This window comes from Paenibacillus tarimensis (genome assembly GCF_021532315.1).
GTDB classification, from domain to species: Bacteria; Bacillota; Bacilli; order Paenibacillales; family Paenibacillaceae; genus Paenibacillus_I; species Paenibacillus_I tarimensis.
Window position 1 is genome coordinate 46,042 of record NZ_JAKGAO010000007.1, and the last position, 23,233, is coordinate 69,274.

A 23,233-nucleotide genomic window follows, 5' to 3' on the forward strand; every position below is an offset into this window, starting at 1 on the left:
AAAGGGAATTGGTATGCTCCTTTCGTGCAGAATTGGTCATTTTTGGAATGGAGTTGGATGGATATACTTGCGGTGAAGGCATTTAAGCTTGAAGGAGGATTTCGATGGGCCAGCATGTTGAGGAAGATATAGAGAGAACGGCATTTCAAGTGTCGTTTACAGAGGATGTGTTTGCAGTTGCGCCTGACTTGTATGTCGGCTTGATTGCAGCGCCTCTGGTGAAAAATCTGGATCAGAATTCAGAGGTAGAAGCTCTTCTGTCCCACATGGAGCAGGAGATTGCAGATACGGGGCTCCGCACGGAGGCGATTAGCGAGCTCCCGACGATTGCCGCGTGGCGGAAGGTGTACAGCCAGTTTGGCGCCAAGCCTGCAAGATATCCCTGTGCGGCGGAATCGCTGATCAGGCGTGTCGTGGAGCACGGCAGCCTGCCACGTATTAACACGATGGTTAATCTCTGCAACGCGATATCGCTCAAGTGCCGGACGCCGATTGCCTGCTGCGACATATCGGATGTTGACCAGCTGACTGTTCGTAAGGCAGCCGGAACCGAGCCATACCTGCCGATCGGCAAGCCGGACCAGCCGGATTATCCGGCCGAGGGTGAGATTATCTACTCGGATGGTTACGGCCGGGCACATTCGAGACGCTGGAACTGGAGGCAGAGCGATACGATCAAGGCGACCGACCAGTCCCAGAAGCTGCTCTTCACCATTGAAGCAGTACATAAAGACGCCAAGGTGCTGGTTGAAGCCACAACTTCGCTGCTCTATGAGCTGCTGCAGCCGTTCACAGAGGAGGGAAGCTGCAGCATGGCGTTCATCCACAGCGGTTCTCCATCACAAGCGTTCGTGTTACATCAACCGGGAGGAGAGGCAGCCCATGACAGATTATCCTCGGAGATTGGAGCAGGTGAAGAGCGGACTGGTTGATTCCCTTCCAATTGTTATGGGATACATTCCCGCCTGTATCACCTTTGGGCTGGTCGGCAAGACATTATCGCTGGGAGATCTAGAGGTATTCCTCTTGTCAGCGGTTGTCTATGCCGGCGCCAGCCAATTTATAGGGGCCAAGCTTCTTGCGGCCGGCACTGCCGGCCCTATCATACTACTGCTCACGCTGGTTATTAACCTGCGATACTTCTTCATCAGCATGTCCTTCCGCCAGAAGGTGAACCCGAAGTCCAGTCTCTGGTCCAGGGGCCTCATCAGCTTCGGTCTAACGGAGGAAGTCTATGCGATGGGAATGCTGTCCAAGACAAACAAGGAGCGGAAGGAAGCGCACACCCTGCCCTATCTGCTTGCTCTGGAGCTCCCGCCTTATCTCATTACGCTAATCTCCACCTGGGTGGGCATTATTCTGGCCGGATATATCCCGGATGCGTATCTGCCGGCGCTGAATACTTCACTCTACGCTCTCCTGATCGCGATTATCGTCCCTCAGCTGTTGGGGAACAGACGCAACACGGCAATTTGCTTATCGGCCGCCGCATCTTCATGGCTGCTTCAGGACTACCTGGGCAACGCCACTGTGCTGGCTGCTATGTTTATAGGAGCCTGGGTCGGCACGATAATGCCGCCATCCACTGGCCGAACCATCTCTTCGCCAGGAAGCGAACAGATAAGGAGTGATGTGGAATGACGGTTCTGCTGATTCTCCTGATGGGACTTATCACGTTCATTATCCGCTTTACCCCGCTGCTTACCATTAAACAAAGCGATAACGCTGCTGAAAGGGGTGATAATCGGTTCCTAGAGCATCTTCCACTAGCGGTGCTTTGCTCCTTGACCGTTCCAGGTGTATTCCTGGTGGATCAGGAGACGCCCTGGGTGGGAATTGCAGCGGGCATAGCCGCTGTCTTGCTGGTATTAACCAAGAAGGTTCCGCTGTTTGGCGTCATAGTCGGTTCCGTACTGGCAGCTGTTGCGGTGAAGGTCCTCTATATCGGATAGAAAGCGGGAGAGGGAGAGGTATTAGCTAATGGAGTCCATTTCTGTTGAATTACTGGCCATCTGCGGATCGACACGGGCTGGCGGTAACACGGACCAGATGCTGCAATTTGCAGCGGAGGTCGCACGTCTAAAGGGAGCAAGCCTTAAGACACTGAATTTGCGTGATTATAATTTTGCGCCAAGCAGTACATGCGGGGACTGCAATTACCGGGAAACCCCATGTGAGCTGACGGATGACATGGCTCTTATCATCGAACAAATGCGCAGGGCCGACGGCATTATCTATGCGGTGCCTGTCCATGGATTCGGCATGGGGCATCTGATGCAGATGTTCATCGAACGCTCAGGAGTCTGCTTCCTGAGGTTTGACCGCCCGCTTACCAACAAGGTAGGCGGCGCCGTTATTATCGGCAGACGCTATAACCACAGCAATGTGCATTCCCAGATTGTGAGTAATCTGCTGCTCAACCGGATGATCATTGTGGGCAGCGGATTTCCGGCTGTTCTGCACGGCGGCAGACCGAATGAGGTCTGGGATGACCTGGAGGGGTTAGACTCTGCCAGACGGATGGTGAACCGGATGATCGATATGGTCCGCACCATCAAGCATTATTTGCAGCTTACGGACCGCTCATTCCTAACATACGAGGAGGCTAACGAACGCACACTGGATAAGGATCAATTGTTTCTCTCTAGAGAACAATTCATCTAATTTATAGTAGTCCATACCAATTTTATACCAATTTGAGAGGATGATATTAATGAATGCAAATGAACTCTTAACCAATGGCGGAATTGACTTTGAGAATATGGAATGGACGACATGGGAGAAGCCGGGGGCTAACGGCCGGGTGAAGATGTGTTTTGTAGATAACAAGCGGATTCGTCTGCTGGAGCTTCCACCGGGCTTTAATGAAGAGAACTGGTGCCTGAGAGGGCATTCCGGATATGTGCTGCAGGGAGAATTCACGATTCATTACAAGGACCGCAGTGTTGCCTGCCGCCCAGGTATGGGTTTCGTCATTCCGGACGGTGACCCTCACCGCTCCCAAGGGAAGGACGGCGAGCCGACCGTTGTCTTCGTCGTCGATGAGGTTGTTTCCTAATAAACGTGTATGGGAGAGTGAGAAACCCTTGAATACGATTACTGTTACGACCGAGTATACCGAGGTGGCTTGTAACGACCCGTTCCAAGCTTACCTATCGCTGAAGAGGCATTTCAATTCGGAGGATGTGTATATCCTGGAATCCTTATCGGGACCGGCCAAGGATGCACAGAGCACCTTTATCGGATTTAATCCAGTGTTCTCTATCTCTGTTTGCGGGACAAGAATTATGCTCAAGGGAGCACCGCATATTGTGGAGCTGCTGGAGCAGCGCGGGATGGAATCGGGTCTGCTTTCGCAGCGGAGCGAAGGCCTCTGCCTGGAGAGCCGGAAGGACCTGTGGGATCTGCTGCGCCAGACGCAGGCGCTCTTCTCCAACACCGTGCCTGACCCGGGCAATGCTTTCTACTTCGGCTTCTTCGGTTACATGGGCTATGATACCGCGTGGTCGGTTGAGGACCTTCCGCTTCGCATCCCCTCCGATGAGACGACGCCGGATATCGTGCTGTCGATTTACCAGGGCCTGCTGGAATATAACATTGCGGGCCGGACAGCCCGATTGATCGTGAATCAGGCGCCGGAAGCCTGGCCTTATCTGGCTATGGAGGATATTAAGGCGGCACTCGGCGGAGAGCCTGACGAGCAGCCGGCAGCACTGGAGACGATGCCTGCCCCGGACTCCATTGACTACACGATTGACCGGTTCTCCTATGAAGATCATGTCCGCAAGGCACTGGCGTATATTTCGATAGGCGATATCTACCAGGTTCAGCTTGGCAATCAGATTCATATTCACAGTGATGTGACGCCGCTTGCTGTATATCAGCGGCTCCGGGAGCGCAACCCTTCCCCTTATATGTATCTGGCAACCTTCGGCGGCATGACACTCGTAGGCGCGAGTCCGGAGTTGTTCTTGAGACTCGAGGGCGGGGAAATCTCGATGCGGCCGATTGCGGGAACCTGCAAGCGGGGTGCGAATCAGCAGGAGGACGAGGATTTGGTGGAAGCTCTGCTGTCGGATGAGAAGGAGCTGGCTGAGCATATCATGCTGGTGGACTTATGCCGCAACGATATCGGCCGGGTCTGCAGCCAGGGTACCTTGGAGGTTAACGAGCTGCTCGTCATTGAAAAATATTCACACGTCAACCATCTCGTCTCCAGTGTAATCGGCAGGCAAAATCCTCAGAAGGACATGTATGAGATTATCGCAGCCACGTTTCCAGCCGGAACCATGACAGGGGCTCCCAAAGTACGGGCCATGGAAATTATTGAAGAGCTCGAAACAACCCGCCGGGGGCCGTATGCCGGAGCCCTGGGGTTTATTGATTTTAACGGCTACGTCAATATGGCATTGTGCATTCGCACCGCGGTTCACCATGCGCCGGGCCGGTATTCCATCCGGGCTTCGGCGGGCGTGGTGGCAGACTCCAAGCCGGAGAACGAATGGAAGGAAACGTTTCACAAGATGGGTGCCCTCTATTGGGCGATTACAGGGAAGGAGGTGCTCCATGAAAGCATTAGTCGTTGATGCCTATGACAGCTTTGTCTACATTATCTATCAATATCTGCTGAAGCTGGAGGTTGACGCGGATGTCATACGCAATGACCTGCTGGACGAAGAGGATGTGACGAGAATGTCACCGGATTTTATCGTACTCGGTCCAGGTCCCGGCCATCCGTCAGAAGCCCGCTATGAACAGCTGATTCAGCAGTTTGGCAAGCAGATCCCGATACTTGGGGTTTGTCTGGGCCATCAGGCCATCGGCTTGTCCTTCGGTGCCAAGGTACTGTGCGCGGATCATCTGATGCATGGCAAGACCAGCCAGATTATTCATGACGGAAAAGGCTGCTTCACCGATGTCCCGAGCCCGTTCCGCGCGACTCGCTATCATTCCTTAATTGTAAGCAAGGAAGAGCTTCCTGACTGCCTGGAAGTGACGGCTGAATCGATGGATGACGGCTACATTATGGGCTTGCGCCACAAGGAATACCCGATAGAATCCATTCAGTTTCACCCGGAGAGCATCTGCACCGATTCGGGATTGCAGCTGTTCCGAAACTTTATGAATACGTACGCTCTTAATCTTAAGGAGGTTAGTATATGAATCAGGAGATGCTAGCGGGACACCGCGCCGAAATCGATAGTCTCGACCGCCAGATCGTTGCGTTAATCGCACAGCGCACACAGGTTGTGAAGAAAATCATGGTGCTGAAGACGGATGAGGAGTCTGTACGCTCCTGTGACCGTGTCCAGCAGGTTCTGGATAAGGTAAGCAGGATGGCGGAGGAAAATGGTCTGGAGCCGGCGATTGCCGTACCCGTCTATGAGACGCTGATCAAGGTTCTGACGGATATGCAGCTGGAGTATTTACATAACCGGAATCTTGAATCCAAGGTCTGAGCGGCCTGATGTCCAAGTCTTCCGGTGCAGCAGAAATAGCCGTTACTGACGTATATGATCTGCATTCGGCGCTGCGGCTGCTGGAGCACAGCGGGGAGAGGCTCCGGCGGGTCAGTGATCCGGTTCAGGCATGGTGTGAGCTCGCGGCCATCTATGCAGCCGAGGGGGCAGGGGTGCCTGTGGCATCTTCTCCCCGGCCAGGGGCCCCCATTCTGTTCGAGCAGGTCATGCCGGCAGGCCAGCCGGTTCTTGCTGGCTTGTTCGGGAGCCGGCGCCACTGCGCCTGGCTGCTTGGGACAGATGAGGAGCATATAGCGGCGGCGCTGCTGGAAGCAGTCGGCAGCCCCATAGCGCCGCAGCATGTTAGCGACCCGCCATGCCAGCAGATCATTCATCAGCAGGTCAGCCTGCACGAGCTGCCAATTCCTACGATGACGCCTGCCGACGCAGGCGCCTATATTACGCTGGGTCTAGTAATGGCCAAGCATCCGGTGACTGGCGAGAGCAACATCTCCATTCACCGGTTATGGGTCAAGAGCGGCAATGAGCTGACCATCTGGATGGTGCCCGGTCGTGATTTGGAGCAGTTGTACCTGGCAGCCAGAGAGCTCGGGGAGCCGCTTCCCGTATCCATCAACATTGGTCTGGACCCGGCTGTCTATATTGCTTCCTGCTGTACAGGGGCACTCGCGCCGAAGGGCTTCAATGAGCTTGCCATTGCGGGAGGGCTGCGCAAGCGTCCTGTCCCGGTCAGTACCTGTATGACCGTGGATGCCGACTGTATCGCGGAAGCGGAATATGTGCTGGAGGGGATCATTACCCATGAATATTCCCCGGAAGGGGAAGCGGGCGGTTATTCACTGCCTGAATTTCTGGGATATGACGGGAAGGCGCATCCAGGTCTTCCCGTCATCCGGGTGACTGGCATAACCCGGAAGCGGAATGCAATCTTCCAGACGGTGATTGGACCCGGCTGCGAGCAGTCGAACCTGCTTGCCTTTGGAATGGAGGCTGCAGTCTTAAGTTATGTCCGCAAGCATGTGACACCCAGAATTCAGAATGCTTACTGCAGCTCGGCGGGCGGCGGGCAGCTGCTGCTGTTCATGCAGTTCCATAAAGCCGGCGACCAGGATGATGCGCTGGTCCGGCAAGCCGGAGTAGCCATCCTTGGCGCCTTCCGGATGATCAAGCAGGTGGTTCTGGTTGATGATGACGTCAATGTCTTCAGCGAAGAAGAGGTGTGGTGGGCGATGGCCACCCGCTTCCAGGCGGATGAAGATATTATTGTGATTCCGAAGCTGCAGGGCTTCCCGCTTGATCCTTCACAGCATCCAGGCTTATCACCCCGCATATCAGCGCCTGGTATTACATCCAAGGTGATCTTTGACTGCACGGTTCCCTACCGCTACCGGGAGTCGTTTAAGAGAACGTCTTTTCAGCACCTATAATGGACAGGGAGGCTAACGGAATGAGCGTGGTTAACGTAACGAAGGATGGGGTTTTTGGTCCGGGTGAGCACGATTTTGGCGGGAGTTATGTACCGGAGGGGCTGCGGAAGGCGCTGGACAAGCTGGATGCCGCTTTTCAATATTATAAGAATGATGAACAGTTTGAGCGGGAATTCGACTATTATCTGCGCGAGTATATCGGAAGGCCGAACCCGCTGTATTACGCGGAGCGTCTGACCCGGGAGCTTGGCGGAGCCAAGATTTATCTGAAGCGCGAGGATTTAAACCATACTGGTGCGCACAAGATCAATAATACGGTCGGACAAGTCCTGCTCGCCAAGCGTATGAACGCGGGGCGGGTCATTGCCGAGACAGGCGCGGGCCAGCATGGCGTGGCGACCGCCACGGTGTGCGCCCTGTTCGATATCCCGTGCACAATCTATATGGGCGAGGTGGATACGCAGCGGCAGGCGCTTAACGTATTCCGGATGCAGATGCTCGGTGCGGAAGTTATTGCGGCCAAGTCGGGCAACCGCACCCTGAAGGAAGCGGTAGATGAAGCGCTTATGGATTATGCCGAGAACTATGAGGACACCTTCTACCTGCTTGGCTCCGCCGTGGGACCGCATCCGTTCCCGCTGATGGTACGCCATTTTCAGTCGGTTATCGGGCGTGAAGCGAAGCGGCAGTGTCTGGAGAAGGAAGGACGCCTGCCGGATCTCATTACTGCCTGCGTAGGCGGCGGCTCCAATGCCATCGGACTCTTTTATCCATTTGTGGACGATCCGGCTGTAAATATTGTCGGGGTTGAGCCTGCCGGTAAGGGCCTGGACTCCGGCGTTCATGCCGCCCCGCTCTGTACAGGCAAGCCGGATGTAATCCACGGCTTCAAGTGCTATGTCATGGAAGATGCCGAGAATTGCCACTCCATCGCCGCAGGGCTGGATTATCCGGGAGTAGGGCCGGAGCACAGTTATTATAAGGCAATCGGAAGAGCTGAGTATACGTCTATCGACGATGAACAAGCACTTAACGCCTTCCTGACCCTGTCGAAGACAGAAGGCATTATCCCGGCTTTGGAGAGCTCCCATGCCATCGCTTACGCGATGGAGACTGCGCCGAAGATGGACAAGGACCAGATTATCATTGTCAGCCTGTCCGGCCGCGGTGATAAGGATGTTGCCCAGGTGTTCGACATGCTGAAAGCCCGTGAAGGTGAGCTGCAGAACGCATAAGCCATCCGGAAAGCTTCAGAACGCATAAACCATCCGGAAATAGTCAAGCAAGTTGATAAAGTAAGCCTCCAGTAGGGTTTCAGGTGCTGGGGGCTTATGCTATTTTAATTATTAGTAAATGGAAAAATGAGTTACGGGAGGCTTATCTTATTGGTTCAGCATCAGTGGCTTGGGATTGATAAAACCAGTAAAATGCCGCTCAACCGGCAAATATACGAACAAATCCAAAATGCGATTCAGAATGGAACCCTGCGCAAGGGTGATTCTGTGCCGGCCTCCAGGCTTCTGGCGGAGCGGCTGCAGGTATCCCGCACGGTTGTGCTCGGCGCTTATGAGCAGCTGCAGGCTGAGGGGTACTTGGAGATGCGCAAGGGTGCGGGCACCTTTATTGCCGATAATGCGGCCGTAGGACAGGATAACCCGCTTGAGCTGGATGATGAGCTGGACGCCGAGATGGTGGTAAATGTGCCGGATTTCCTGTCCTTTGTCCATTCACCGATGTCTGGGCTGGTTGATGTGACCGATACAGTGGCATGTGATTTTCGGCACGGCGTGCCTGCATGGGATGCTTTCCCAATGGACCGCTGGCAAAAATCACTATTGAGGGCGTGCCGCCGGGCGACTCCAGATACCCTGACCTACGGACCGGCGGAGGGCTTATTGGCGCTGCGGGAGGAGATTGCGAGGCTGGTCCGTTCCACACGCTCGATCCCCGCCGTGCCGGAGCAGATTGTTATTACATCAGGTGCAACCCAGGCGCTAGATATATTGGCAAGGCTGTGTCTGCGTGATGGCGAGCAGGTGCTGGTTGAAGCTCCCACGCATCCTGTGCTGCGGGAGATCTTCAGCTTCTCAGGCGGCAAGGTGATCCCGGTTCCTGTCGATGAGCAGGGTCTGTGTACGGACAAGATCACAGAGAGCATTACCCGCCATAAGGGCTCACCGGATAAGACGAAGCTTCTCTATATCACGCCTTCGCATCAGTTCCCGATGGGGGTTACGATGTCGCTGCACCGGCGGATTGAGCTGCTGAACTGGGTGAGAAATACAGGGACGGTTATTATTGAGGATGACTATGACAGCGAGTACCGGTTCGTGGGCAAGAAGGTGTCCGCGCTGGCGGGTCTGGATTCCAGCGGCAAGGTCGTCTATGTCGGAAGCTTCAGCAAAATTCTGTTCCCGTCCCTGCGCATCGGTTATGCGATTCTGCCGCCGGCCTTGATCGAGCCGTTCCTGGCGGTCAAATGGATTACGGACCGGATGTCCCCCACCCTGGAGCAGGAAGCACTGGCAGACTTCATCCAATCGGGCCAGTACGCGAAGCATGTCCACCAGATGGGCAAGCTGTATGCGGGGCGGCGGTCCTGCCTGGTCGCTTGTCTGGTGGAGGAGTTTGGGGACCGGGTGCGGTACTTTGGCGATGAGGCCGGTCTGCATCTCCTGATCGAGCTGGATTCGTCTGCGGATGAGAACGCGATAGCGGAGAAGAGCCTCCAGTACGGGGCGAAGGTGTACCCGGCGAGCGACTATTACTCAAGCTTCAGGCCGGACAAGCCTACCTTCCTGCTGGGCTATGCGAATCTGTCCGAGTCGCAGATCAAGCAGGGGATGAAGCAGTTCGCGCGCGCCGAGCGTGACTGCCGGCCGGGCTGCCAGCGGGATGGATAGGGGGCGGACTTGTCAGATGGATGGAGTGGGCGAGCCTGGCTTGTCAGATGGATGGGGCGGGGGAATCCAGTCTTGTTGTACTGCTGCAGCTGCCGTTCTTTTATTCACGGGCCAAACAGCAGGACAGCGAGCGGTGTCAGCAGTATGAGGTACCAGATCAGGAACAGGAAGTTGATCCAGGCGATAATCAGGTGCCAAGGCGAATCCTTCCTCAACTGAAATGGTCCGGCATAGCTTGCGATTGAACCACCCAAGCTGGCCAGGAAGCCGGGCAACCATTCGGAGCTGTACAGCCCCACCGGCGCGAATAGAAGATAGGTGTTCAGAAGAGCAAACAGGACAGCCAGCAGGGTGAAGAAGGCTTGAATCCGGTATCTGCTATTCATGTGATAACGCTCCTCTCATTTTCATAGATCCTGACATAATTGCATTAACCTTATAGCTGCATGGCTTATCATAACTATAACCAGCGGTTCGCGTACCGGTTGGTTTTGTAAGGGGGGAGCAGCTGCTGTTCTTTTGTTACAGGAACTCGCAGGCGTACCTTTCTGAACAAACCCACATGAATGCCTTGGTGAGGGAGTTGAAACTTCATCAAGGCTTTTTCGCTGCGTGGTTAAGGGTGTAGTTTCTTGCACCAGCTTATAGAGGATGAAGAGTTTGATAAGACCGCCGCTGCCAATGCTCTAGAACAGCATATAGGTTACGCTGACTTCGGGCATGGTCATGAGCATCAGGACATAGAGAATATTCAGGACAGCGAAGAGACTGAGGCTCTGGTACAGCTTGTCCTTATTTTGGTTCCGATAGTAGACCACGAAGATCGCGGCAAGCGCGATTATAAACACGATCAGATCAATGAATTATTTCCACCCCCCGTAAGCTTTATATAAAATCTGGAACACTGGAACAAATGGGCTGTCATGGAGTTTTGGATACTATTGGCTTAATGGTGAACAAAAATAGACTTCCGACATGAAATATAGGTATTAAGGACTATATACGAAAATTTCCAAATATTATAACTTATTAATATCAATTACCTTATTATTCCTTTTTATGAAAGAGGTGTGCTCCCTGATTCGGACCTCGCTTATTATGTTTGCTATATGTTTACTCGCCCTGACCGGCTGTGCTGCAGAGAGCCCTGATCTTAGGGAGGAAGAGATTAGTCTAACTATAGGCTATACGTCTGAAGAGCTCTTCGAACAGCGGTATGCATCCCTGTTGTCTATTGAGTACCCGAGGCTCAAGTATACTGTTGTTCCGATGAATGAGATGACGAAGAAGCAGATCTCAGCGGAACAGTGGTCCAAGGAGATTTCGGCAGACCTTCTGTACATACCTGCCGGCGATTATCAGGAATTCATCGACAGCAGCCTCCTGCTGGAACTCGACACATATATTCAGCGTGATTCTTATCCGCTCGAGACATTAGCGGCCAGTGTGGTTGACCTGACGAAGCAGTATGGCAAGGGCAAGCTGTATGGACTCCCGCCCAATTTCTATTCCAGGGCAATTGCTTACAATAAACAGCTGTTTGATGCCAAGGGGATTGACTATCCTTCCGATCAGATGACCTGGGATGAGTTAATAGCGCTCGCCAGCCGGTTTGACCGGGGCCTGTCACTTGCCTATCCTTCTGCAGCGGATTGGGTGATGGATATGGGACGGCTGCAGAATCTTCAGGTCTGGGATGAAACGGTCGATAGTTCAACTCTCCACAGCCCGGAGTGGGAAGCAGTATTTAATTTAATACGTGAGCCGTTGAAGGATGGCAGAATTGCGGTCCATACGATAAACAGCAGTGGCAGTAATCCCTTCACGTCAGGGGAGTACGCCATGCAAGCCGTATCTTACGAAGAGTTCCGAATGCTGGAGCAGCAGACGGGCATGGAATGGGGAATGGTGACTATGCCTGTAAATCCCGCAGATCCTGATAATGGAAGCTCTATGACGGCGGGTGGTTTCTTCGCGATCCCCGCAGCATCAGTCCATGCCGACGCGGCATGGGAGCTGCTGCAGTACTTTATGTCGGACAGGGTGGCGGAGCTGGAATACCGGTCTTCCTATGGATTTTCCACCCTGACATCGATGATCTCGATGAGCGAAGCTGAAGATGCTTATACGGAGGCTTTCTACAAGCTTCTAAGTACTCCAGCCGCGGAAGAATCCGCCAAAGCTTATTCGCTAGTAGAGGAAGTTGTTACACGGCTGATTAAGGAAGATACCGCAACTGAGGTCATCTTGGCAGAAGCCGGGCAAGACCTGGCTGGCAGCAGTAGGCCTAAGTAGGCTAGCCATCCAATTATCGTTCACTCTCCCGATGTATACGGAAGCTTAAGGTGCTCCGTTTACTCTATTACAGCGGGGGTTCCTACGACCAGGACTACGCTTCAACGTCTTGGTAATAAGCGGAGGGTGGGTTATCCCACCCTTTTTATAATGGAGGCTGCACATGCGAACCGCACTAATCATGATTGTCTTTATGCTGGCTGTGGCAGGCTGCCAGAGCCCTGAGCCGGAAGAGCCGGTAACCATCACGGTGAACTACCCGTCTATACAGCAGTTTAACAAGATGTACGGTTATGCATTTGAAACGAAATTTCCCCATATACAGGTGAAGGTTGTTCAGGACCTGGAGCTGGATGCCGCTAAGGCGGGTACTACAGACCTCGTATACATGAACGGGATCGAAGCTTACAAGAAAGCTGCCCAGGATGGAAAGCTGCGGGCAATCTCCTATCTGGACAATGGAAGTCAGCTTGCCGATGGCTTGTCTCCGGTCGTCACAGCTCTACTGGGAGCGGCCGTACCGGATGGTCAGCTGTATGGGTTGGCCCCCACATTTCACAGCGCAGCGTTGTACTTCAATAAGACGCTGTTTGACAAGTACAGGGTGCCGCATCCGGTTAACGGGATGAGCTGGCAGGATGTCTTCACGCTGGCTTCACAGTTTCCTGCCGAGACGAACGAAGGGGAGCGACTGTATGGACTGCAGATGAACTATTACCGGGATGTAACGCTGAATTTCATTATCCAGGCTGGAGAAGCACAGCAGCTGTCCTATATCGATCCGAAGACATACAAGGTAACCATGAATACGGACAGCTGGAGGAAGATATGGTCTTACGCAGTTGGAGCCTTCCGGACAGGCGCTGTTTATGATAAAGGAGAAGACATGGACTCGATGCGGGCCCCGGCTTTTTTTACACAGGATGCGGCAATGACGGTCGGTTCCCACAATGTGGCTTACAGCATGGAGCCGTTCTCGAGGCAGAATGGGGAGCCGGTGATGGACTGGGGTATGGTGACTGTGCCTGTTGATCCTGCCGACCCGGTATACTCAACGTCTTACGCCGTCTACGATATATTCGGTGTATCCGCGGCGTCGGAGCATCCAGAGGAAGCGGCTGAGTTGTTAAAATTTATCGTAAGCGATCCGGTGAACAGCCGCCTGGTGGCCCGGAATCAGCCAAACTACGGACTCCCGGCCATCACAGATTATATCATCCCGGTAGGAGAACATGACTTGTCACCGCTCTACGCCTTGAAGCCCGCTCCCCATCATGTTGACCCTTATCTGGTCATTGAACCGGAAATCCTGGATGCCTTCAAGACAGCCGCCCAAGCCGTGCTGGACAAGGCAATAGCAGGAGAATTAACGATTGAGGAAGCAGTGGCTGAAGCGGAACGGTCCGGGCAGGCAGCGGTAGATGAAGCTAGGCTGAAGCTGGGATTAGGGTTATAAGGCCCGGGACGCCGCACTAACCCCGCCTATACGTGCGAGGCGAAACCTTGGTGAGCTTCTTGAACATTTTGCCAAAGTGGGAAAAGTTATTATAGCCGACGGCTGCCGATACGTCGAGGATGCTCATGTCCGTGTCCTTCAGCAGCTGCTCGGCTTCTTTGATGCGCGTTATATTCAGATACTCGTTCAGCGTCAGGCCGATCGCCTGCTTGAACATTCGGCTCAGATAATAGGGGCTGATGTGAAAATGGCCGGCAAGCTCCGTTAGCGTCAGCGGTTCCGTATAATGGCTGTTGATGAACTGGGCGATCTCCGTCATCTTACGGTACAGTGGCGTATCAAGCGGCGGTGCCGCCTCCTCCTGCTCGTCATGCCGCGCGGCAAGCAGCAGCAGATCGACGACCGCATGCCGGATTGCGGTTTCCTGGCCTGGGGCGCGGGTCCGCAGCTCCTGCATGATCCGCTCGTTCACGGCATCCAGCTGCAGCCGGGCCTTGGCGGGCAGGCGGCAGACCGGATTTTCCCGCTTGAAGACGCCGAGCAGGTAATCTGCCTCATTCTTATAATGCTGGCGCAGGAACGCTTCATAGAAGTAGATGACGATCCGCTGATGTGACGGCGGCCCGGCGTCCGAGGTCTGATGGACCGCTTGCTTGTCCACGAGCACGATATCCCCCGGCTGAATGTGGTAGGACCGGTCTCGGATGAAATACCGCCGCTCTCCCGACAGCAGTACATACATCTCGTAGAAATTATGATAATGATCGGTCGCCATCCGGAAAGGTCCGGTTCGTTCAATATACTCCAGCGAGAATAATGATCCCGGCGGATCAAACTGCAGCCATTCATTCCGTTCACCCATGGGAGCGGCCTCCTTATGCCCATCTTTATCGCAAATTATGCGGGGTTTGGTGTAAGAAGTCAATTATTGCGGCGTAATGGCTCCATTTTTGCGGTAATCTGAGGGTACATGGTTCACAAGACTTGGAGGGGGACAACGACAATGAGCAGGAAAAAACGGTATGTACTGGTCGGCTCCGGCGGACGGGCGGAATTCTTCTATGCGGCGATTGCCAAGGATTATAACGAGACATCCGAGCTGACGGCATTTTGCGATATTAACAAGACGCGGATGGACTACGCGAATAAACGGCTTGCCGAGCAGCATGGCTACCATGCGGTCAACACCTATAAGCCGCACCAGTTCGATGAGATGATTGAGAAGGAGAAGCCGGACGCGGTGATCGTGACCAGCGTGGACCGTACGCATCATACGTATATTATCCGCGCGATGGAGCTGGGCTGCGATGTGATCACTGAGAAGCCAATGACGGTCGACGAGAAGAAGTGCCAGGAAATACTGGATGCCGTGGAACGCACGGGGCGGAATGTCCGGGTTACGTTCAACTACCGGTATGCGCCGCATCACACCAAAGCGAGAGAGCTGATCATGGATGGCGTCATCGGGCAGGTGACTTCGGTTCACTTCGAGTGGCTGCTCAACACCCAGCACGGCGCGGACTACTTCCGCAGATGGCACCGCGACAAGCGCAACAGCGGCGGACTGCTGGTGCATAAGTCGACGCATCATTTTGACCTGGTGAATTTCTGGATTGGATCGCAGCCGGAGACGGTCTTTGCGTTCGGAGACCTGCTGTTTTACGGACGGGAAAATGCTGAGCAGCGCGGCGTGACGGAGTTTTACGACCGGGCGACATGGCATCCGAATGCGAAGGGGGACCCGTTCGCGCTGCATCTGGATGAGAACGAGCATCTGAAGGCGATGTACCTCGATGCCGAGCATGAGGACGGCTACCGCCGCGATCAGAGCGTGTTCGGCGACGGCATCAATATTGAGGATACGATGGGCGTTATAGTGCGTTACAAGAACAACGCGATTCTGACCTATTCCCTGAATGCGTATATGCCTTGGGAGGGTTATCAGATTGCATTTAACGGCACGAAGGGCCGCATTGAGATGAAGATTGTGGAGAAGTCCTATGTTAATTCGGGCGGTGACAAGGCGCTGGAAGGCGCATTGCAGAACAAGTCGATCCATGTGTTCCCGATGTTCGGCGCTCCCTATGAGGTTGAAGTGGAGGAGGGCATCGGCGGTCACGGCGGCGGCGACCCGGTGCTGCTGAACGATATTTTCGGCGTTCCGGTGGAGGACAAATTCAACCGCGCGGCCGACCACACGGACGGAGCACGCTCGATCCTGACAGGCATTGCGGCGAACAAGGCCATCCGCACAGGCCAGCCAGTACAGGTGGCAGATTTGGTGAAGTTCCACGGGTAAGGCAAGCAAGGCTGACTGCTGAAACATTATTTAAAATGATGAGGCTGTTCCGCGCCATCGTTGATGGCGCTTGGAACAGCCTTGTTTTTTAAGTGTGGTCTGCAGTGCTGCGTCAGCTAGCTAAACCTGCCAGCCGTCAATCATATTCTGCGCCATCCCCATATCGGATCCCTTGCCGGTAATGAGGGCAACTGCGGCTACCTGGATCGGGTAAGCGGGCCACCGCTCAGCGATATGCTCGGCCATCCACGAGCAGCAGCGGTCGGAAGATATAAATTTATTAAAGCTTCTAACGTTTACCTATTGTGTGTGTCATAAGGTCATCATCGTTCTCAATCGTAATTCTTCATCTGATTCATCCCTTTATGACGCTGGACCCACTGATCCTTAGCCTGTTCCAATAATAGCGGAGCCCCGGGTATTCTGCACATACTAGCTTAAAGTCAGGGAATGTTTACCCATAATGAACCCAGCCCGGACCATTGTGGTCTGGGTCTCTTCTTTTGCCGCCCTTCATAGGGTCTACCAGAGCTGCTCCTTCTTCATATCCCCGTATATCATGTCCGCAGTATGATGTCCAGCTGGGGTGATTTTGCTACAATAGGAGAGAAGCACCAGGAGGGAGGAAGCTGTATTGCCTCGTTTGAAAACGCTTTATCAGCAGCTTCGCATCAAATTCAAGCTGTTTGTGCTGATCTCGGCTGTGATGCTGACGGTCGGCGTCCTAATTGTATTGATTCAGCAGTATGCATTCGAAATCTATGATGAGGAAATTTACGAGCAGTCGGCGAAAGCTCTTAACCTGACCTCTGTCGGCATCGAAAATGAACTGAGGAAGATGGAGCAGCTTTCCTTCCGGATTGCCACAGATGAATCCATACAGAGCAACCTGACGAAGATCCGCAATGGCGGCTCGCAGTACGACAATTTCCTGGTATCTGCCCAAATCAGGGAGCGAATGATTGACCTGGGCGTGCTTGACCAGTATGTTCTCTCCTACCAGATCACAGATGCCTTTAATGGAGAATACTCCTCGGGCGTTAACCGGGTCACAACAACCGGCAAGCAGCTGCGGAGAATTAAGCGTGAGACGGCAAACAACGATGGCGGTAATACCTGGATACTGCCAAATGAGGATGACAGTGCGCTGGGGGCAGCCCGGTTGATCCGTTCCTTCGACCAGCTCAGCCTGGAGCAGCTTGGCACGATCATGATACGAATTGATATGGAACGGCTGATCCGTAACTTCTCTCTCGGGCTGAACCGTCAGGCTGACTTCATTATCCTGAACGGTGACAGAGCTGTCTATCCGCTTGATCCCCCGGAGACTGTCGCAGGGCTCAGCGCCTTGGGTGCCGGGGAACAAGGCTTTCGAATAATCGACCGGGACGGCAAACGGTATTTCATGACGTATGTCCCTTCCGAATACACGAGCTGGACTTATCTGACGATGATCCCGTACGACGATATCTTCGACCGGATTGCCACCGTCAAGCAGCTTTCTATAGTACTGTTCGGCGCATTGTTTCTTGCTGCGGTTATCTTCTCATTCCGCTTCTCCAAGGGGATTACCGACCCAATTGAACGACTGAATGCGAAGATGAAGCGGGTGCAGATGGGCAATTTCACCTATACGGAGGATCCCGATGACAAGCTGATGCCTATGGATGAAGCGGGCCAGCTGCACCGAAATTTTCGCATTATGCTGCAGCGGATTGACGAACTGATCAAGGAGAATTATGTCAAGCAGCTGTCGATCAAGGAATCCGAGTTCAAGATGCTGCAGGCGCAGATTAACCCGCATTTTCTATATAACACACTGGAGACGATCAACTGGACGGCCAAGATGGGCGGACAGAAGCAGATATCCGTGATGGTCGAGTCGCTCGGCTACCTGCTGCGCAGCTCTATCGGCCTGAAGGAGCCGCTAATTCCTCTGGAGCAGGAGCTGGATATTGTCAGCCATTATATTAATATTCAGAAAATCCGCTTCGAAGAGCGGCTGGCATTCGAGCTGGATATTCCCGGTCACCTAAAGCCATACAGCATCCCCAAGCTCTCGCTGCAGCCGCTTGTCGAGAATGCGGTGAACTACGGACTGGAGCAGATGCTGGAGTGCTGTCAGATCAAGGTATCGGCCTCCGACGAGGGCGACTATATACTGCTCAGCGTGGAGGATAACGGTCCAGGCATGGACGAGTCGCTGCTTGAGCAGTTGAATCAGGGCGTGGTGAAGCCCAAGGGCACAGGCGTGGGGCTGCGCAATATTAATGAACGGGTGAAGCTGCTGTTTGGAGAATCCTACGGCCTGAGCATCCGCAGCAAGCGCGGCGAAGGAACCTGTGTCAGCATCCGATTACCGAAGGAAGTGAGGGATTCTCATGTATAAGGTACTGCTGGTGGATGATGAGCGTATTATCCTGGACGGGATCTCGAATATTGTGAACTGGGCGTCCTGCGGCACCAGGCTGATCGGCACAGCCCGCAACGGGATAGAAGCCAAGGCAAGCATTGAGCGGGAACGGCCGGACATTATCATAACCGACATCAAGATGCCAGGCATGGACGGCCTGCAGCTGATTGAGCAGGTGAAGGAAGCGGATCCGGACATGGAATTCATTATGCTCTCGGGCTTCAGTGACTTCGATTATGCACGGAGGGCTATGCGTTATGGGGTTAAGGATTATCTCTTGAAGCCCTGCAATGAGCAGACGATTGAGGAAGCCCTGAAGGAGGCGGCCGGACGGCTCAGCCGTAAGCAGAGCAAGGAGGCCTTCATCCAGAAGACGGAGGAGGAGCTGAAGCGGGTGCTGCCGCATGCGCGGGAGCAGTTCCTGAAGGAGCTGGTGACGAACCGGACCTACGGTCGCCGGGATTGGGACAACTTCAGGCGGCTGTTCAACATTCCCGTCGAGCATGACAAGGTTCGTCTGCTGCTGTTCCAGATTGAAGGGGATTATGAATTTGAACATATATTTGCGCTGAAAAATATTGCCCAGGACCTGCTCGGTGAACAGGTGCTGCTGCTGAGCACCACGATCGGGAAGCAGGTGCTGCTGCTGATCCGGGATATGAGCGAGACGGACCTGCTGTATGCGCTCGTTGCCGAGATCCGAGGCACCTTCCGGCGCTACTACAAGCTGGAAGCAACTGCGGCTGTTAGTGATCCGGATGATATTACGGGCGCGCGCCGGATGTACCGGGATACGCTGGAATGCCTGGAGCATCGTTTTTATCTTGGCGAGGGCAGTCTAATTACGAAGCAGGATATTGACGCGGGGCCCGGCCGCTCCGCTGATGATTTTATCTATGATGAAGAGCAGTTGTGCCTGTATGTGAAATCCGGGCATTGGGAGGATGCGGAGCGCGAGCTCACGCATGTATTCGAGACGCTGTCCCAGCTGCGGCTGGAGACAGCCGTTACCAAATCCTACGTCATTCCGATCTATGTGGCCTGTGCCAGACAAGGAGAGCCCTCACGCATACACGAGCGGCTGAAGGGGCTTGCGGTGCTTGATGAGCTCGACACGCTGCAGGCCATCCGCGAGTTCATGTTCCAATCGGTCCAGGAGATCTGCACAGCTAACTATGAGCGGCACCGCAACAAGCATTCCGATATGGTGAGCCGGATGATCTCTTGCATTCTGGAGAATTTGGGCGAATCCAGGCTGTCGCTTCACTGGGTGGCAAGCGAAATTTTGTTTATGAATCCTGACTACCTCGGCAAGCTGTTCAAGAAGGAGACGGGCGAGAAGTTTTCTAATTATGTAACGAGACTCCGTATGGAAAAAGCAGTGGAGCTAATCGCCGAGGCCGACGATGTGAAGGTCTATGAGCTGGCCGACCGGCTGGGCTATGGCGACAACCCGCAGTATTTCAGCCAGGTGTTTAAGAAGCATACCGGCTGCTCTCCCTCCGATTACAAACGGACACTGATTTGACGACACCTCTGTTTTTTAAACAATGTAAACGGTTTTTTGGATTCCGGATATGTCTAAAAACGTTAAAATTAAAGATGTAAGCCTTATCATTTCTAAGTGACAGAAAGGGGCTCGTCAAACATGAGAAAATGGTTGACCATTATGCTTGCCTTTACGCTTGTGTTCTCGCTGGCAGCATGCAGCGGCGGCAGCAATAGCGGAGGCAATAATGTAAGCAGCAATGGGGGAAGCGGAAACAGCGGAGACGGCGGAGAGCAGAAGCCGGTTAAGCTCCGGATGGCCTGGTGGGGCGGTCAGCCGCGCCACGATTACACACTTGAAGTCATCAAGCTCTACCAGCAGGAGAATCCTCATGTAACGATTGAGCCGGAATACGCAAACTTCGATGACTACTGGAAGCGTCTGGCGCCACAGGCGGCAGCGAACGAGCTTCCGGATATTATCCAGATGGACATCTCGTACTTCACCCAGTATGCGCAAAAAGGGCAGCTGGCTGACCTGACGCCTTACATCGGCAATCAGATTAATGTGGATAACATCTCGGAAAATGCCATTGCCGGCGGTAAGCTGGATGACAAGATCTACGCATTTAACGTAGGCGTCAATACCGTCCAATTCCAGTATAACCCGGAGACGCTCAAGAAGGCGGGCATCGAAGAGATTGATGATGAGAACTGGACTTGGGAGGACTATGTACGGATCGCCAAGCAGGTAAAGGACAACACTGGTCTGTATTTCGATACTGGTATGCGTCCGGAGGTATTCTTCGGTTACTTCCTCCGTACCAAAGGACAGCATCTGTACAACGCGGAAGGAACTGCACTCGGCTACGAAGACGACGCGCTGTTCGTTGAATTCTTCGGACGGCTGGCTGAGCTGGTGAAATACGGTGCAGCGCCTGCGCCGGATGTGAAAGCACAAATTAAAGGCCCGGAGGATGATCCGATGGTTAAGGGTACGGGCGTCGGCATCTGGCAGTGGACCAACCAGTATGTATCCATTCAGCAGATTGCCGGTGTCCCCCTCGAAATGCTGCACATGCCGGGGCCAGACCGGGAGCAGGGGCTTTACCTGAAGCCAAGCATGTACTTTGCCATCTCGAAGAATTCCAAGCAGAAAGAAGAAGCGGCGAAGTTCATCGACTTCTGGGTGAACAACGTGGAAGCGAACAAGCTGATCAAAGGCGAGCGCGGTGTTCCAGTATCCTCCGTTGTGAAGGATGCCATCAAGCCTGAGCTGGATGAGGCGCAAGCCAAGGTATTCGACTATGTAGCATGGGCTGAGGAAAACAGCACGCCGATGGATCCGCCGGATCCAGTGGGCGCAGCGGAAATTATGAACATGCTGAAGAGCTACTCCGAGCAGATGGACTTCCAGAAGATTACACCGGAAGAAGCGGCTAAGAGATTCCGTGAGGAAGCTAATGCCGTACTTGGCAAGAATAAATAAAGAATTCCAGACGGATAACCCCGAGACGGGCGGCCAGCCTCATGGCTGGCCTCACCCGGCCGGATAAAGCTTCAACCGAAATCCCATACGTGCCTAGGGCAGTAGGAGTTGGAAAGAATGAAAGTGGCATGGAAGCAGCATTTGACGGGCTATGCCTTTATCGGGCCGTTCGTCATTGGGTTCCTTTGTTTTACATTAATCCCAGTAATCGCATCGCTATATCTATCTTTCACAGACTATGATTTGTTCACGACACCCTCATGGGTCGGTATGGAGCACTACAAGGAAATGTTCACGTCAGACAGCAAGTACGCTACATCCCTGAAGGTAACATTGATTTATGTGTTTGGAGGCGTACCGCTCCGTCTCGCATTCGCGCTGATGGTGGCGATGCTGCTGAACCGGGCTTCGAAGGCAATCGGTTTATACCGTACATTATATTATCTGCCCTCTATTATCGGAGGAAGTGTCGCTGTCTCCATTATGTGGCGCAACCTGTTCGGCGATGAAGGGGTAGTCAACCTGTTCCTTGATACACTTGGCATCGGCGCGGTCCGCTGGTTTGCTGAGCCGCTTGCAGCGCTGTGGATGCTGATCTTCCTGTCGGTATGGCAGTTCGGTTCTTCCATGCTGATCTTCCTGGCAGGACTTAAGAATATCCCAAGCAGCCTGTACGAGGCAGCGGGGGTTGATGGAGCAAACGGCTTCCAGAAATTCTTCAAAATCACGATTCCGATGCTGACGCCTGTTATCCTGTTCAACACGATCATGCAGACGATCAGCGCATTCATGACCTTCGTACCGGCTTACATTATTTCGAAGGGTGAGGGCGGTCCGCTTGACGGCACGCTGCTGTACTCTCTCTATCTGTTCCGCCAGGCGTTCGTGTACTTCGACATGGGCTATGCCTCGGCTATGGCTTGGGTCATGCTGATCATCGTTGGCATCATAACAGCTATCCTGTTCCGCAGCTCGCGGATGTGGGTTCACTATGAGTCGAAAGGGGGCAACTAGACATGAGAAGCAAACCGGTCAGACTGGTGATGTATCATATCCTGGCGGCAGGCGGCGCGCTGCTCATGCTCTACCCTGTGCTGTGGCTGGTGATGAGCTCATTCAAGCCGAGTACCTTGATCTTCTCCACAGCTGAATCTCTAATTCCGTCCCCATGGATATGGGAGAACTACGTTCAAGGCTGGCAAGGGATCGGCGGTTATACCTTCTCGACCTTTATCTCGAACTCTCTAATCATAGTTGTTCTGTCTACGATTGGCGTTGTGCTGTCTTCGGCACTTATTGCATTCGGGTTTGCGAGATTGCAGTTCTGGGGCAAGAGCTTCTGGTTCATCATCATGCTCATTACCCTGATGCTGCCTCATGATGTCGTGCTCGTGCCGCAGTATATCCTGTTTGCCAAGCTGGGCTGGCTGAACTCGTTCCTGCCGATTATTATCCCGAACTTCTTCGGGGCGCCGTTCTTCATCTTCCTGATGGTTCAGTTCATTCGGACACTGCCCCATGAGCTGGATGAAGCGGCCACCATTGACGGCTGTGGCAAATTCAGGCTGTTCTACCGGATTATTCTGCCGCTGATCGCACCGGCGCTCGCTACATCGGCTATCTTCTCGTTCTACTGGCGCTGGGAGGACCTGATCGGCCCGGTGCTGTACCTGAACAAGCCGGAGATGTACCCGGTATCAATGGCACTCAAGATGTTCCTGGATAACGACACGCTCTCTAACTGGGGCGCCATGTTCGCCATGTCCGTTGTAACCCTGGTTCCGGTTATCGCCGTATTCTTCGCCTTCCAGAAGTATATTGTCGAGGGGATTAGTACCAGCGGATTAAAGTAAGGGCAGATAGGAATTAGACGAACAGGCTGCCGGTATCTCTCGTATACCGGCAGCCTGTTTAATTTGAACGGCAGGACCATGTGAGGGAGACAGGCGAGGCATCTGCCTGCTATTTTCCAGAATAGGGGGA

The 23,233-nt window shown here is 53.6% G+C and carries 23 protein-coding genes; 19 read left to right on the top strand and 4 right to left on the bottom strand.

All coding sequences use genetic code 11. From position 1 onward, the window contains the following. The first annotated feature begins 104 nt into the window (after nucleotides 1-104). The 11 genes from L1N82_RS06865 to pdxR all read left to right on the top strand — a co-directional run bounded on the left by L1N82_RS06865 (nucleotide 105) and on the right by pdxR (nucleotide 9,810). On the top strand, nucleotides 105-932 hold the full coding sequence (locus L1N82_RS06865; protein WP_235286645.1) for a B3/B4 domain-containing protein: 828 nt from the start codon (nucleotides 105-107) through the stop codon (nucleotides 930-932). Continuing rightward, a complete protein-coding gene (locus L1N82_RS06870; protein ID WP_235286646.1) occupies nucleotides 883-1,641 on the top strand; it encodes an AzlC family ABC transporter permease in 759 nt (252 codons plus the stop codon). The genes L1N82_RS06865 and L1N82_RS06870 overlap by 50 nt, the downstream gene beginning before the upstream one ends. Next, the gene (locus tag L1N82_RS06875) at nucleotides 1,638-1,952 is read left to right on the top strand and encodes an AzlD domain-containing protein (protein WP_235286647.1); all 315 of its coding nucleotides are present in this window, start codon (nucleotides 1,638-1,640) and stop codon (nucleotides 1,950-1,952) included. The genes L1N82_RS06870 and L1N82_RS06875 overlap by 4 nt, the downstream gene beginning before the upstream one ends. A gap of 28 nt (nucleotides 1,953-1,980) precedes the next feature. Further along, complete coding sequence (locus L1N82_RS06880) at nucleotides 1,981-2,664, top strand: flavodoxin family protein (RefSeq protein ID WP_235286648.1); 684 nt, start codon at nucleotides 1,981-1,983, stop codon at nucleotides 2,662-2,664. Between the two features lie 49 nt (nucleotides 2,665-2,713). Then, nucleotides 2,714-3,058, top strand: coding sequence for a cupin domain-containing protein (locus L1N82_RS06885; protein ID WP_235286649.1), 345 nt, complete (start codon nucleotides 2,714-2,716; stop codon nucleotides 3,056-3,058). Between the two features lie 28 nt (nucleotides 3,059-3,086). Then, nucleotides 3,087-4,586: an anthranilate synthase component I family protein gene (locus tag L1N82_RS06890; protein ID WP_235286650.1), complete on the top strand. Its 1,500-nt coding sequence runs from the start codon at nucleotides 3,087-3,089 to the stop codon at nucleotides 4,584-4,586. Next, on the top strand, nucleotides 4,567-5,163 hold the full coding sequence (locus L1N82_RS06895; RefSeq protein WP_235286651.1) for an anthranilate synthase component II: 597 nt from the start codon (nucleotides 4,567-4,569) through the stop codon (nucleotides 5,161-5,163). Before L1N82_RS06890 ends, L1N82_RS06895 begins: the two co-directional genes overlap by 20 nt. Next, entirely contained in the window at nucleotides 5,160-5,459 is a 300-nt protein-coding gene (locus L1N82_RS06900) for a chorismate mutase (protein ID WP_235286652.1), read from the top strand. Before L1N82_RS06895 ends, L1N82_RS06900 begins: the two co-directional genes overlap by 4 nt. Nucleotides 5,460-5,467: 8 nt before the next feature. Continuing rightward, a complete protein-coding gene (locus tag L1N82_RS06905) occupies nucleotides 5,468-6,907 on the top strand; it encodes a UbiD family decarboxylase (protein WP_235286653.1) in 1,440 nt (479 codons plus the stop codon). Between the two features lie 20 nt (nucleotides 6,908-6,927). After that, a complete protein-coding gene (trpB, locus tag L1N82_RS06910; protein ID WP_235286654.1) occupies nucleotides 6,928-8,142 on the top strand; it encodes a tryptophan synthase subunit beta in 1,215 nt (404 codons plus the stop codon). A gap of 150 nt (nucleotides 8,143-8,292) precedes the next feature. Then, nucleotides 8,293-9,810 carry a MocR-like pyridoxine biosynthesis transcription factor PdxR gene (gene pdxR, locus L1N82_RS06915; protein WP_235286655.1) on the top strand — a complete coding sequence of 506 codons (1,518 nt, stop codon included), beginning with the start codon at nucleotides 8,293-8,295 and terminating at the stop codon, nucleotides 9,808-9,810. Nucleotides 9,811-9,914: 104 nt separating this feature from the next. Here the strand turns inward: pdxR and L1N82_RS06920 are convergent, their stop codons facing one another. Together L1N82_RS06920 and L1N82_RS06925 are read right to left on the bottom strand one after the other, a co-directional pair. Next, nucleotides 9,915-10,196 carry a hypothetical protein gene (locus tag L1N82_RS06920; RefSeq protein ID WP_235286656.1) on the bottom strand — a complete coding sequence of 94 codons (282 nt, stop codon included), beginning with the start codon at nucleotides 10,194-10,196 and terminating at the stop codon, nucleotides 9,915-9,917. A gap of 300 nt (nucleotides 10,197-10,496) precedes the next feature. Then, nucleotides 10,497-10,658 (bottom strand): hypothetical protein, encoded by a 162-nt coding sequence (locus L1N82_RS06925; RefSeq protein ID WP_235286657.1) that lies wholly within the window; start codon nucleotides 10,656-10,658, stop codon nucleotides 10,497-10,499. A gap of 250 nt (nucleotides 10,659-10,908) precedes the next feature. On the opposite strand from L1N82_RS06925, the gene L1N82_RS06930 reads away from it, so the two are divergent. Further along, complete coding sequence (locus L1N82_RS06930) at nucleotides 10,909-12,105, top strand: ABC transporter substrate-binding protein (RefSeq protein WP_235286658.1); 1,197 nt, start codon at nucleotides 10,909-10,911, stop codon at nucleotides 12,103-12,105. 163 nt (nucleotides 12,106-12,268) lie between these two features. Further along, nucleotides 12,269-13,561 carry an ABC transporter substrate-binding protein gene (locus L1N82_RS06935; protein ID WP_235286659.1) on the top strand — a complete coding sequence of 431 codons (1,293 nt, stop codon included), beginning with the start codon at nucleotides 12,269-12,271 and terminating at the stop codon, nucleotides 13,559-13,561. Between the two features lie 16 nt (nucleotides 13,562-13,577). Here the strand turns inward: L1N82_RS06935 and L1N82_RS06940 are convergent, their stop codons facing one another. Next, on the bottom strand, nucleotides 13,578-14,423 hold the full coding sequence (locus tag L1N82_RS06940) for a helix-turn-helix transcriptional regulator (protein ID WP_235286660.1): 846 nt from the start codon (nucleotides 14,421-14,423) through the stop codon (nucleotides 13,578-13,580). A gap of 141 nt (nucleotides 14,424-14,564) precedes the next feature. On the opposite strand from L1N82_RS06940, the gene L1N82_RS06945 reads away from it, so the two are divergent. Continuing rightward, a complete protein-coding gene (locus tag L1N82_RS06945) occupies nucleotides 14,565-15,860 on the top strand; it encodes a Gfo/Idh/MocA family protein (RefSeq protein WP_235286661.1) in 1,296 nt (431 codons plus the stop codon). A gap of 120 nt (nucleotides 15,861-15,980) precedes the next feature. On the opposite strand, the gene L1N82_RS23165 is transcribed toward L1N82_RS06945, so the two are convergent. Then, nucleotides 15,981-16,106: a hypothetical protein gene (locus tag L1N82_RS23165; RefSeq protein WP_268821866.1), complete on the bottom strand. Its 126-nt coding sequence runs from the start codon at nucleotides 16,104-16,106 to the stop codon at nucleotides 15,981-15,983. Between the two features lie 388 nt (nucleotides 16,107-16,494). Here L1N82_RS23165 and L1N82_RS06950 point away from each other — a divergent pair, with 388 nt between their 5' ends. The 5 genes from L1N82_RS06950 (at nucleotide 16,495) to L1N82_RS06970 (ending at nucleotide 23,103) form a co-directional block, all read left to right on the top strand. Continuing rightward, complete coding sequence (locus L1N82_RS06950) at nucleotides 16,495-18,249, top strand: cache domain-containing sensor histidine kinase (protein WP_235286662.1); 1,755 nt, start codon at nucleotides 16,495-16,497, stop codon at nucleotides 18,247-18,249. Continuing rightward, nucleotides 18,242-19,801, top strand: a complete 1,560-nt coding sequence (locus L1N82_RS06955; RefSeq protein WP_235286663.1) for a response regulator transcription factor — start codon at nucleotides 18,242-18,244, stop codon at nucleotides 19,799-19,801. The genes L1N82_RS06950 and L1N82_RS06955 overlap by 8 nt, the downstream gene beginning before the upstream one ends. Nucleotides 19,802-19,921: 120 nt before the next feature. Continuing rightward, nucleotides 19,922-21,250 (top strand): ABC transporter substrate-binding protein, encoded by a 1,329-nt coding sequence (locus tag L1N82_RS06960; RefSeq protein ID WP_235286664.1) that lies wholly within the window; start codon nucleotides 19,922-19,924, stop codon nucleotides 21,248-21,250. 117 nt (nucleotides 21,251-21,367) lie between these two features. Then, entirely contained in the window at nucleotides 21,368-22,264 is an 897-nt protein-coding gene (locus tag L1N82_RS06965; protein ID WP_235286665.1) for a carbohydrate ABC transporter permease, read from the top strand. A gap of 2 nt (nucleotides 22,265-22,266) precedes the next feature. Then, the gene (locus tag L1N82_RS06970; RefSeq protein ID WP_235286666.1) at nucleotides 22,267-23,103 is read left to right on the top strand and encodes a carbohydrate ABC transporter permease; all 837 of its coding nucleotides are present in this window, start codon (nucleotides 22,267-22,269) and stop codon (nucleotides 23,101-23,103) included. Nucleotides 23,104-23,233: the final 130 nt, after the last annotated feature.

Bases quoted from the DNA above. Each gene is read 5' to 3' on its own strand.
- L1N82_RS06900 (WP_235286652.1), top strand. From the start codon at position 5,160: ATGAATCAGGAGATGCTAGCGGGACACCGCGCCGAAATCGATAGTCTC.
- L1N82_RS06905 (WP_235286653.1), top strand. From the start codon at position 5,468: ATGTCCAAGTCTTCCGGTGCAGCAGAAATAGCCGTTACTGACGTATAT.
- L1N82_RS06960 (WP_235286664.1), top strand. From the start codon at position 19,922: ATGAGAAAATGGTTGACCATTATGCTTGCCTTTACGCTTGTGTTCTCG.
- L1N82_RS06895 (WP_235286651.1), top strand. From the start codon at position 4,567: ATGAAAGCATTAGTCGTTGATGCCTATGACAGCTTTGTCTACATTATC.
- L1N82_RS06965 (WP_235286665.1), top strand. From the start codon at position 21,368: ATGAAAGTGGCATGGAAGCAGCATTTGACGGGCTATGCCTTTATCGGG.
- L1N82_RS23165 (WP_268821866.1), bottom strand. From the start codon at position 16,106: ATGGCCGAGCATATCGCTGAGCGGTGGCCCGCTTACCCGATCCAGGTA.
- L1N82_RS06940 (WP_235286660.1), bottom strand. From the start codon at position 14,423: ATGGGTGAACGGAATGAATGGCTGCAGTTTGATCCGCCGGGATCATTA.
- L1N82_RS06930 (WP_235286658.1), top strand. From the start codon at position 10,909: ATGTTTGCTATATGTTTACTCGCCCTGACCGGCTGTGCTGCAGAGAGC.
- trpB (WP_235286654.1), top strand. From the start codon at position 6,928: ATGAGCGTGGTTAACGTAACGAAGGATGGGGTTTTTGGTCCGGGTGAG.
- L1N82_RS06955 (WP_235286663.1), top strand. From the start codon at position 18,242: ATGTATAAGGTACTGCTGGTGGATGATGAGCGTATTATCCTGGACGGG.
- L1N82_RS06970 (WP_235286666.1), top strand. From the start codon at position 22,267: ATGAGAAGCAAACCGGTCAGACTGGTGATGTATCATATCCTGGCGGCA.
- L1N82_RS06920 (WP_235286656.1), bottom strand. From the start codon at position 10,196: ATGAATAGCAGATACCGGATTCAAGCCTTCTTCACCCTGCTGGCTGTC.
- L1N82_RS06880 (WP_235286648.1), top strand. From the start codon at position 1,981: ATGGAGTCCATTTCTGTTGAATTACTGGCCATCTGCGGATCGACACGG.
- L1N82_RS06865 (WP_235286645.1), top strand. From the start codon at position 105: ATGGGCCAGCATGTTGAGGAAGATATAGAGAGAACGGCATTTCAAGTG.
- L1N82_RS06935 (WP_235286659.1), top strand. From the start codon at position 12,269: ATGCGAACCGCACTAATCATGATTGTCTTTATGCTGGCTGTGGCAGGC.
- L1N82_RS06885 (WP_235286649.1), top strand. From the start codon at position 2,714: ATGAATGCAAATGAACTCTTAACCAATGGCGGAATTGACTTTGAGAAT.
- L1N82_RS06875 (WP_235286647.1), top strand. From the start codon at position 1,638: ATGACGGTTCTGCTGATTCTCCTGATGGGACTTATCACGTTCATTATC.
- L1N82_RS06870 (WP_235286646.1), top strand. From the start codon at position 883: ATGACAGATTATCCTCGGAGATTGGAGCAGGTGAAGAGCGGACTGGTT.
- L1N82_RS06945 (WP_235286661.1), top strand. From the start codon at position 14,565: ATGAGCAGGAAAAAACGGTATGTACTGGTCGGCTCCGGCGGACGGGCG.